A 10,991-nucleotide genomic window follows, 5' to 3' on the forward strand; every position below is an offset into this window, starting at 1 on the left:
AAAGTTATACATGAGGCGAAATATTGATATGTGGGAAAAAACTTCACCTTGGCATCAGTTTACGGCACAATAGGGGCAATTGTGGAAGTTTGAATTATGGCGAAAGCAACAGTAGTAAAGAAACATAATGGCGGAACCATCGCACAAAATAAACGTGCCCGTCATGATTATTTTATCGAAGAAAAATTTGAAGCTGGCATGTCTTTACTCGGCTGGGAAGTAAAGTCTTTACGTGCTGGTCGTATGAGTTTGACAGAAAGTTATGTCATTTTTAAAAACGGTGAAGCATTTTTATTTGGTGCACAAATTCAACCGCTCCTTTCTGCATCTACACATATCGTGCCGGAAGCTACACGTACACGTAAATTATTATTATCTCGTCGTGAACTTGAAAAGCTTATGGGTGCAGTGAACCAAAAAGGTTATTCGTGCGTTCCATTAGCATGTTACTGGAAAGGTCATCTGGTCAAGCTTGAAATTGCACTCGTGAAAGGTAAACAACTCCACGATAAACGTGCAACTGAAAAAGAACGTGACTGGCAACGTGATAAAGCCCGTATATTTCATAAATAATAGACTAAAAAGCCTCTATAAAGAGGCTTTTTTATTTTTTACTAATTTAATCTATATAAAAGTCCAGCAATATATTCACCAAACCATTTAGCAGTATCTAAATCACCTTGTGGCGGTGTAATTTCAACTGGTGCATTATCTGATTGAGTCATTAAACCTAAACAGCTCGATAAACGGTTTAAATCAGTTTCGGTATGGCCTGTTGTCATTAAAGGCAAACCAGACCAGAGCATGCCATGCTGCATCGCAAAAATATTAAGTTGTTGCAAAACCGCTAGCTTATCACCACTCAGGCCACCTGAATTTGCAAAACCCGCTGCTAATTTGCCTTGCCATAAACGATTTTTCCAACGTTTGGAGGTACTATCCATAAACTTTTTAAAGTCGGCAGTTACACTCCCCATATATGTTGGCGAGCCAAAAATAATACCCTGTGAGGCATCTAAAATATCCCAGTCAATGTGCTCAATATTCATCACATGTACTTTAACACCCATCACTTGTGCACCAGCAGCAATAGCAGATGCTACCTTTGCGGTATGACCATATGGACTGTGATAGACAATAGAGAGATGTTTTTCAGGCAAAGACATAAGCTTAATATTTTAGCGATTTTTTGTATTTTATCATTTTATTAAAAGTTGCTAAACCGTGATCTAAGAATATTAAAAATTAGCTTTTAAGCAGTTTATTTAAGTAAATACTGAAAATACAAAAAATAAAAAACTCCCTTATATTATTTTTAAATTTAAATAACATAAGGGAGTAATATCACAACAATCGTACTTCTAAAATTAAATACGATTTTTATAATTTACATAAAAACAAAAGTTGCCATACGGCCAGTTTTAGCATCACGGCGGTAAGAGAAATACTCTTCCTGCTGTTGATATGAGCATTGATCGCCGCCTAAAACTTGCTTAACACCAAGGTTTTGCAAAATAAAACGAGCAATCGCGTATAAATCTGCATGAAATTTATCTGGAGCTGCTCCATCAATAAATGCAGTTTCCAATTCAGGATATTTACTACAAAAAGCAGTTTTTACTTCGGCTCCAATTTCAAAACAAGGTTGACTAATCGCAGCTCCTAACCATGCCCAAGTTGGAGGGCTTTGCATTGCAGCAACTGTATTTTCAATAATACCGCCCGCCAATCCTCGCCACCCTGCATGTAAGTTGGCAACTTCAGTGCCCTCTGCGTTACCAAGTACTACAGGCAAACAATCGGCTGTCATCATCATTAACGCATGACCTTTGGTTTGAGTAACCAATCCATCGCCAATTAATGCTGTAAAGGGAATTTGTTCATTTACCGTATGACAAATCGTACTATGCGTTTGGGTCATCCATGTCATTTTCTTAACACTGAACTGAGCAAATTCGTCTAAAAGCATCATTCGATGCTGCTGAACGCGTGCAGCTTCGTCTTTAACGTGTAAAGCAAGATTAAACCCAGTTAATTCGGTTTGGTCCGTTGGCAAAGCCAAAGGATGTTGAACACGTGTCTGCCCTACAAATACGCCTTGCGGTAAACCTTGAACAAATTCCATATGCATGTCCTTAATATGCAGCGTTTTCTGAACGTAGCACATTAACCAACTGAGTAAAATCTTCAGGCCAAGGTGCTTCAAATAACATTTCTTCACCAGTACGCGGATGTTTTAAACCCAACTTAGCTGCATGCAATGCTTGACGTTTGAAACCACGTAAAGTTTCAATGAGTAATTCAGATGCACCAGCAGGTACACGTACACGGTTCATATAAACCTGATCACCAATCAAGCCATAACCAATATAACTAAAATGCACACGAATCTGATGAGTTCGGCCTGTTTCAAGACGAGCTTGCACACGAGTAAAATCTTTAAAACGCTCTTTTACGTTGTAATGCGTCACTGCATCACGCCCACCCGGTAAAATCGCCATTTTCACACGGTCAACTGGGTGGCGTTTAATTGGCTCATCAATCGTACCGCCAGCAATAATATTTCCATAAACAATTAAGTCATATACACGATAAACCGACTTATTTGCCAACTGTTTACTTAAAGAAAATTGCGCTTCTAGTGTTTTAGCAACAACTAATAGTCCACTGGTGTCTTTATCAATACGATGTACTAAACCAGCACGAGAAAGTTCTGCCAATTTTGGAAAATGATAAAGCAAGGCATTCACTAAAGTTCCAGAGGTATTACCTGCTCCTGGATGCACTACCATCCCTACTGGTTTATTAATGACTAAAATATCATCATCTTCATAAACAATATTAAGTGGAATGTTTTCAGGTTGACTCGTCGTCTGAGCTTCAAGCTCAACTTCGAGCGTAAGTAGCTCTGTCCCTTCACAACGATGCTTAGGTTTAACAATGTTACCATTCACCAACAGATGGCCATCCTTCAACCATTGCTTGAGCTTTTCACGCGAAAACTCACTCCACACCATGGCTGCAACTTGGTCGATACGTTGCCCTAAGTAGCTTTCATCTAACTGAACTTGCAACGATAAACGTGTTGCAGTTGTATCAGAAGTATGGTTATCTGCATCCTCAGAATCTTCAAGTAAATTGAAGTCGGTTTCAGAGAAGTTTGTGTTTGAAGATTGTGCTGAAGTCATTTGATCATTGAGATAAAAGTGGTTTAATAGCGCAATTGTAGCTCATTGCCCAACATAACAGAGGAGTTTTTATGTCGCTACCACGTTATAAAATTACGATGCTTGCCTTATCTCTAGGTGTAGCGTCTGCATTTGTGGGCTGTAGCAGCAATCCAAGTAAAAAAGAAGTGGTCGATACTGGCCCGCAATCTAGTGAACAAGCATATTTTGAAAAGGCCCAAAAATCTCTTGATCGTGGTCAATATCTTGAAGCTACTAAATCTTTAGAAGCGATTGACACCTATTATCCAACTGGACAATACGCGCAACAAGCACAACTCGAACTTCTCTATTCAAAATTTAAACAAAAAGATTATGAAGGGGCGATTGCTCTAGCTGAACGCTTTATTCGTTTAAATCCTCAGCATCCAAATGTAGATTATGCCTACTATGTACGTGGCGTATCTAACATGGAGCTGAACTATGACAGTTTATTGCGCTACACGTCTTTACAACAATCACACCGTGACATCAGTTATTTAAAAGTTGCTTATCAAAACTTTGTTGATCTGATTCGCCGCTTCCCAAGCAGCCAATATTCTGTCGATGCAGCACAGCGTATGAAATTTATTGGTCAAGAGCTTGCTGAAAGCGAAATGAATGCCGCACGCTTTAACGTTAAACGTAAAGCATGGGTTGCAGCAGCTGAGCGTTCACAATGGGTAATTGAACACTATCCACAAACACCTCAAATACCAGAAGCATTAGCAACTTTGGCATATAGCTATGACCAGTTGGGTGACAAAGCAACTTCACAACAATACATTGAAGTTTTAAAGCTTAACTATCCTAGCCTTGTTAATAAAAATGGCACAGTAAACATGCGTGCTGCCCGTAAAGAAGGCAACTGGATTAACCGTGCTACCTTGGGTATTCTCGGCCGTGAATCTAAGTCTACAACACCTGATACTACAACTACTGAAACAGAACCTAAACGTAGTCTACTGAACCGTGTAAGCTTTGGTTTAATTGGTAATTCTGGCAAAGAAGAAACTCAAGAAACAACAAAAGCACCAGTTGAGACTCCAAAAACTGAACGTAGCTGGACTAACCGTTTAAGCTTCGGTTTACTTGATAAACCTGAAAAAGCAGCAGAAGGTGCAACCACTGCACCTGCAGCATCTTCAACTGAACCGGACGACGCTGCTCAATAAGCCATAACAGCTTAAAAATAACCAACAAACAGGCAAGTGATATGACTTGCCTGTTTGTTTTTATAAAATAGTAAAATATTTATCGGGCATATCTCGTTTCATCATGTCAGAATAATCTGACCTATCGCATCATTAGTTTAAACACGGTTATCTGAATTATGGCAATTCCACAGCATACGATTGATCAGATTCTAGATCGGACAGATATTGTCGATCTGATTGGTCAACGTGTGAAATTGAAAAAGACCGGACGAACATATTCTGGTTGTTGCCCTTTTCATCAAGAGAAAACCCCTTCTTTCCATGTTTATCGCGATAAACAGTACTATCATTGCTTCGGTTGCCAAGCAAACGGCAATGCCATCCGTTTCCTAATGGATATTGATAACCGAAACTTTATCGATGTAATGAAAGAGTTATCGAGCAATGCAGGTGTCGAATTACCCAAAGATAATACCGATAATAAAAAACTGTCTTATACACGCCAGGTTACCAAACCACCAGTTCCAGCAAAAACAGTTGTTGAACCCAGTACTCAAGCACCTATAGATGATCAGTACAATACACTTGAACCAGTGTATTTTGATGATCCTTTTGCCCAGTTCGAACAGCCATTTAATTTTGAGGAACCTGTACAAGAAGGTAATTTATACGACCTTCTAGAAAATATTGCCCAGTTTTATGAGCATCAATTACCGACTAGTCAAAAAGCTAAAAATTACTTTAAGCAACGTGGTTTAAGTGACCAGACTATTCAGTTCTGGCGTTTGGGTTATGCACCAGAAGACTGGCAGCATCTAGAAAAAGCTTTTCCTTATGATATTGAGGGCTTAAAGCAACTTGGCCTCATCCGTTCAAGCGACAGTGGTCGTGACTTTGATCTTTTACGTGATCGTGTCATTTTTCCAATTCGAGACCCGAAGGGTCGTGTAGTTGGTTTTGGTGGTCGTGCACTCAATGACGAAATTAAACCTAAATACATCAACTCGCCAGACTCAGAAGTTTTCCATAAAAACCAATTACTTTATGGTTTATATGAAGGTAGAAAATTAAAGTCTAACGACTGGTTAATGGTTGAAGGATATATGGATGTTATTGCTTTACAGCAATATGGTATTACAGGCGCTGTCGCGACTTTAGGAACGGCAAGTAATACAGAACACCTTAATATTTTATTTAAACAAAATAATCGAATTACAATCGCCTTTGACGGCGATATAGCAGGTCAAAAAGCAGCACGTCGAACTTTAGAAATTGCGTTACCACTTCTAAATGATGGACGTGAGCTTAAGTTCTTTGTATTGCCAAATGATCATGATCCAGACTCATTAATTCGACGTGAAGGCCTCGAAAACTTCCAAAGACTTTTACAGCAAGCGCCCCTGCTCTCTGACTTTGTTTTTGCACATCTTACTGGCCAACATGATATTAGTACGCCTGAGGGCAAAAGTCTTGTCATGGGCGAACTAAGAGAACTAACCGAGTTATTACCCAAACAGGGATCTTTCCGTTATCTATTAACCCAATCTTTCCGTGAAAAGTTAGGGTTAGGTAAGCGCTTTACCCCACAAATTAGTCACGATGCATCGTTATCTTTTAATATTCAGACAAAAGATGAAGACTTTGCTGTCGCAATTTTGATGCACCATCCGTTTCTTTATATTCATTTTGAAGGATTACGGGCTTATATTCCACAAGATGAGTTATTGGCTAAAATATTAGCAATTCTAAATCGTATATTTGATGAATTGCCTGATGACCAAGAGTTAGCGACATATTATGTGTTAGGTGCATGTAGCAGTTATTGCCATGAAATTGCAGATATTATGCAAAGAACTAATATTCAGGCATTAACTCAAGCACCAGAAGTAGCAGATAAACTCGCTAAAGAATATGCCTTAGGCTTACAAGAAAGATATTTACGTCAAAAGCTAAAATCTAAAATTTCTTTAGTTGAGTCAAGAAACCTAAGACAACAACTCAATGAGCTCACCAAACAAATTAGCTTAAGATTATTGTCTTAACGTTTCGGTTTTCGCTCATGATCAAATACATCCTGTAGATGCTGTTGGAGCCACTCGAAATAATCAGGACTTTCTGCTTTAGCAGCTTCACGTAACAACATAGACGTTGGATGCATTAACTTTTGTGTTAAGCGGTGAGCAAATTCTTTGAGTACTTCCTCTGGATTGCCGCCATGGTGCAATGCGTCTAAAGCATGAGCAAGTTCTTGCTGACTAATTTCTTCACTATGGTGGCGGTAAGCATGGATTGTGCTGCCTGCTTCTTTGACTTTTTGATGTGTAATCAATTGGGTTGCTAATTGATTCACCATCACCTCAGCTTCAACAGCTGCTTGACGGCGTTGGGCTAGGTTTTCATCAATTACACTTTGTAAGTCATCAACTCCGTATAGATATACGCCATCCAGTGATTCCACTTTAGGGTCAATATCGCGCGGTACAGCTAAATCAACCATTAACATTTGTTGATAACGGCGCTTTTTTAATGCCGTTTTGACATCTGCATACGCAATAACTTGATGCAAACTACCTGTGCAACTTGAAACAACATCTGCACGGTATAAATTTTCTGATAAAGCTGAAAAATCAATAATCTCAACTTCAACTTGATGGGCAATTTCTTGAGCGAGCAGGTCAGCACGTTCACGGCTACGATTACAGATAATAATCTTGGCAACACCCATTTCCGCTAAGTGCTTAGCCACCAGACTATTCATTTCACCTGCTGCAACCACCATAACAGTGAGTTTTTCAGGTTTACTAAAGACTTGTAAGGCTAATTGTGCAACAGCATAACCCATTGAAACTGCATGACTACCTACAGCTGTTTCTGTACGCACACGTTTTGCCGCATAAAAAGCGTATTCAAATACACTGTTTAACTCAGGAGAAACCGTCTGCGCTTCTTTAGACAATGCTAGAGCATTTTTTACCTGCCCTAAAATTTGTGGTTCACCTAACATTAAGGAATCTAAACCACTTGCAACACGCATTAAATGTGTGATCGCTTGAGCATTCTCGTAACGATAAACATGATGAATTAACTGCTTTACATCAATATTATTGGCATCGGCTAACCATTTCAGAAGGCTTTCGGCATCTTCCGCCATGGCGTAGACTTCTGTACGGTTACAGGTTGAGACAACCACTAAGTCTTTTAAAGACTCATGATGGCGTTGCTCGGCAAGCAAATTGCTTAATCGCTCTGCATTGAAAGCAATTTGCTCGCGGAGTTCTACAGAAGCTGTTTGATGGTTGACACCCAATGCAAAGAAAGACATATCAGATCATCATTTCGCTAAATTTATGCTATTGTGCAACATCGGTGTCATAAAAAGCATTACTTTGGATCAATAAAAATTGCGTCAAATGAATAGCCGTATTAATTTTAACGGTGCTTCGATAAGACAGTATTCTACCACATTCTTATTGTTAGGTAGCATGTCCTCATATGTCTATGCACGTCCGTTGCAAGAGACCTATGCTGTGCATTCATTTGATCAGGCTCTACAACAGAGTATGGTCGCTGAATTTGCCTTAGCTTATGACGATATTCCTACGGCACTGCATAATTACACCGTACTTGCAATTAGAAGTAACTCAACAACCATTAAACAGCGTGCTTTAGATGTTGCACTTGAATACAATGACTTACAAGCTGCACTAAATATTGCAACACATTGGGTCGTTCAAGAGCCTAAAGACGTCCCTGCTTTGTTTTATTTATCGCATATTGCATTAAAGACACATGAATATCAGCTTGCTGCTGAAACTTTGGATAAAATTTTAAAAATAGATCCAACTGCCGATCTTGAACAAATTTTGGCAAGTATTGCACCCGAAAATGCACAAGACCGAGAAGTTTTATTAACCGCTTTACGTTCAAGTGCAGAAAAGGAAAATCCTTCTATTTTAGCGCTTATCGCTAATCTGGAAGCACAAAATGGCCAATTAGAACCAGCACTAAACACCATTAATCGTGCACTACGCCGTCGTCCTAAAGTAACCAGTTTTATCTTAATGAAAGCCAACCTGTTGATTGCCCTAAGTGATCAAGAAGGTGCTTTAAAATGGTATGCAAAATCCAGCCGTAAATATAAGAAAAATCTAGATATACGATTAGCTGAAGTACGATATCTCATTCAGATTAATCAGCCCCAACTTGCTCTTGAAAAATTAGAAAAAATTATTGAGAGCAATCCTCGTGCTGAAGAAGCATTATTTATTGCAGGCTTAACCAGTATTGACCTAAAGCAATATGATAAAGCTGAACAATATTTGGTTGATTTACGCAACTCTGCAAAGTATCAAAATGAAGCGTATTACTACTTAGCAATCAATGCTGAACGAAAACAGCACTATGAGACTGCTAAAGCCTATTACCGTTTAGTAGATGGTAGCCTTTACATTGTTTCCAGACGTAATCTTATTGCGATTTATGATAAGCAAGAAAATTTACATGATGCATTACGTTTTTTAACTCAAGAGCGAGTCAATTATCCGCAGCATGCAAGCTTTCTCTATCAAGCTCAAGCTGAAATTTTAAAGAAGATGGGTAATAAAAAAGCTGCATTAAATTTATTAGATGAAGCGATCAAAAACTTACCAGATGATCCAGAACTCATCTATGCAGAAGTTTTATTATTAGACCCTTATACCGACCGCGACAAACTTGATAAAACACTGAAGCAATTATTACAGTTAGAACCGAATAGCCCGACTTATCTAAATGCTTATGCATATACGTTGGCTTTACAAAACCGTAGATTAAAAGAAGCACGACAGTATGCTGAACAAGCATTGGAATATGCACCTGAACAAGCCTCAATTCTTGATACGCTAGGCTATATTGCATTTTTACAAAATGATTATGAAGCAGCAGCGGAAGCTTTAGGCAAAGCATATGAACTCAGCCATAACATAAATATTGGCATTCGTTACGCTAAAGCATTGTATATGCAAGGATCGTTAACTCAATTTAGTACCGTGTTACAACAACTGAAACAAAAGCACGCGAATGATCCACAATTGCATCAGCTTGATGCGTTAATTTTACCTACATCTGTAAAAAAGAGTTAAATTTATGAGCAAACTTGCCCAACTGTGCACAGCGATCTGTGGATCAAGTGTATTATTCTTAACCGGTTGTCAGCATTTTACTCAGCCTAAACCCGCAGTTACCCACCAAGTACAAGATGAAAAACACTTCAATTTGCAAGGTAAAATTGGAGTACGTACTCCCCAACAAAGTGGTAGTGCTTTTTTCACATGGGTTCAACAGCAAGATAATTTTGATATCGAGTTAAGTGGAATTTTAGGTGTTGGAAAAACACAAATTCAAGGAAAACCGGGTGAAGTCACTCTAAACAGCGCTAAAACTGGCGTTATTACAGCAGCATCTCCTGAAGAGCTTTTAGAGCGTGCTACTGGTTGGCAAGCACCAATTACTCATTTAACCAGCTGGATTTTAGCGAAACCTGCAACTTTAAATGCCCAAATTAGCAAAGATAATGCAAACCGTGTGAGTCAACTCATCGAAGATGGTTGGACGGTTAATTTTAGTTATGATGGTGAACAAACTTTACCAAATAAACTGGTTTTAAAGCAGGCGCTTGCTGAAGATAAAGAAAACCGTATTACAATGGTTATCCAAAACCGTTAAGTCTAACTATATAAATCTATGATTCGAGTTCCTTCTCCAGCCAAGCTCAACCTGTTTTTACATATAACGGGACGTCGTGAAAATGGTTACCATGAATTACAAACCATTTTTCAACTCATTGATTTATATGACTGGATGACTTTTTCCCCTATTGAGAAAGATGAAATCCAGATTGAAGGTTTAGGTGAGGTTCAACTTGAGCAGAATCTGATTTATCGGGCTGCTCAAATATTAAAACCGCATGCAAAAAAATTGTGTGGCCTACACATTAACATTGAAAAAAATATTCCAATGGGTGCAGGTCTAGGCGGAGGTTCTTCGAATGCCGCCACAACGCTCATTGTTTTAAATCAGTTATGGCAATGTGGCCTAACTCAGACAGAGCTTGCTGACTATGGTGTAAAACTTGGTGCCGACGTTCCTATTTTTATTTATGGTAAAAATGCATGGGCTGAAGGTATTGGTGAACATTTAACATTCATAGACTTAGATCAAAAACAGTTCATTATTTTAAAACCTGATTGTTTTATCAGCACTCAATTGCTTTTTTCACAAAAAACATTGACAAGAGACACTAAGACCACTAAATTTTGCGCCTATCAGTTAGAACCTTCTAATTTTGGAAATAACTTTGAGCCTTTGGCTAGAAAGTTATACCCTGAAGTTGAAGAAGCAATGCAATATCTTGATCAATTTGGTCATGCAAAGCTTACAGGTACAGGTGCTTGTGTTTTTACTGAAGTAACCAATGAAATGAATGTTGATGACATTCTTAAACATGCACCATGTAAAGCTTACTTGGTACATAGTTTAAAAGAATCTCCTTTACATCATTTTAAAGTTGCAAGTTAGGGGCGTCGCCAAGTGGTAAGGCAGCGGGTTTTGATCTCGCCATCCGTTGGTTCGAATCCAGCCGCCCCTGCCA

The 10,991-nt window shown here is 38.8% G+C and carries 10 protein-coding genes and 1 tRNA gene; 7 read left to right on the forward strand and 4 right to left on the reverse strand.

The window, feature by feature from the left end; all coding sequences use genetic code 11:
• Positions 1–96: 96 nt before the first annotated feature.
• Entirely contained in the window at positions 97–573 is a 477-nt protein-coding gene (smpB, locus tag MKL35_RS00135; protein ID WP_001029798.1) for an SsrA-binding protein SmpB, read from the forward strand.
• Positions 574–614: 41 nt separating this feature from the next.
• On the opposite strand, the gene MKL35_RS00140 is transcribed toward smpB, so the two are convergent.
• The 3 genes from MKL35_RS00140 to rluD all read right to left on the reverse strand — a co-directional run bounded on the left by MKL35_RS00140 (position 615) and on the right by rluD (position 3,188).
• Positions 615–1,166 (reverse strand): flavodoxin family protein, encoded by a 552-nt coding sequence (locus MKL35_RS00140; RefSeq protein ID WP_270912501.1) that lies wholly within the window; start codon positions 1,164–1,166, stop codon positions 615–617.
• A gap of 221 nt (positions 1,167–1,387) precedes the next feature.
• Complete coding sequence (gene pgeF, locus MKL35_RS00145; protein ID WP_032010998.1) at positions 1,388–2,125, reverse strand: peptidoglycan editing factor PgeF; 738 nt, start codon at positions 2,123–2,125, stop codon at positions 1,388–1,390.
• Between the two features lie 10 nt (positions 2,126–2,135).
• Positions 2,136–3,188 (reverse strand): 23S rRNA pseudouridine(1911/1915/1917) synthase RluD, encoded by a 1,053-nt coding sequence (gene rluD, locus MKL35_RS00150; protein ID WP_032010999.1) that lies wholly within the window; start codon positions 3,186–3,188, stop codon positions 2,136–2,138.
• Between the two features lie 71 nt (positions 3,189–3,259).
• Here rluD and MKL35_RS00155 point away from each other — a divergent pair, with 71 nt between their 5' ends.
• Both MKL35_RS00155 and MKL35_RS00160 read left to right on the forward strand, forming a co-directional pair.
• A complete protein-coding gene (locus MKL35_RS00155) occupies positions 3,260–4,381 on the forward strand; it encodes an outer membrane protein assembly factor BamD (protein WP_006581582.1) in 1,122 nt (373 codons plus the stop codon).
• Positions 4,382–4,539: 158 nt separating this feature from the next.
• On the forward strand, positions 4,540–6,405 hold the full coding sequence (locus tag MKL35_RS00160) for a DNA primase (RefSeq protein ID WP_004888490.1): 1,866 nt from the start codon (positions 4,540–4,542) through the stop codon (positions 6,403–6,405).
• Here the strand turns inward: MKL35_RS00160 and hemA are convergent.
• Complete coding sequence (gene hemA, locus MKL35_RS00165; protein ID WP_032011003.1) at positions 6,402–7,685, reverse strand: glutamyl-tRNA reductase; 1,284 nt, start codon at positions 7,683–7,685, stop codon at positions 6,402–6,404. The two genes, MKL35_RS00160 and hemA, sit on opposite strands and share 4 nt — an antisense overlap.
• A gap of 88 nt (positions 7,686–7,773) precedes the next feature.
• On the opposite strand from hemA, the gene MKL35_RS00170 reads away from it, so the two are divergent.
• From MKL35_RS00170 to MKL35_RS00185, 4 genes are all read left to right on the forward strand, one after another.
• Entirely contained in the window at positions 7,774–9,483 is a 1,710-nt protein-coding gene (locus MKL35_RS00170) for a tetratricopeptide repeat protein (RefSeq protein ID WP_004888494.1), read from the forward strand.
• Between the two features lie 4 nt (positions 9,484–9,487).
• Positions 9,488–10,066, forward strand: coding sequence for a lipoprotein insertase outer membrane protein LolB (gene lolB, locus MKL35_RS00175; RefSeq protein WP_002050400.1), 579 nt, complete (start codon positions 9,488–9,490; stop codon positions 10,064–10,066).
• Positions 10,067–10,084: 18 nt separating this feature from the next.
• Positions 10,085–10,918: a 4-(cytidine 5'-diphospho)-2-C-methyl-D-erythritol kinase gene (gene ispE, locus MKL35_RS00180; protein ID WP_032011358.1), complete on the forward strand. Its 834-nt coding sequence runs from the start codon at positions 10,085–10,087 to the stop codon at positions 10,916–10,918.
• Positions 10,917–10,991: transfer RNA gene (locus MKL35_RS00185), tRNA-Gln, on the forward strand. The genes ispE and MKL35_RS00185 overlap by 2 nt, the downstream gene beginning before the upstream one ends.

Source organism: Acinetobacter sp. AOR41_HL (assembly GCF_027854645.1).
In the GTDB taxonomy this organism is placed as follows: Bacteria; Pseudomonadota; Gammaproteobacteria; order Pseudomonadales; family Moraxellaceae; genus Acinetobacter; species Acinetobacter nosocomialis.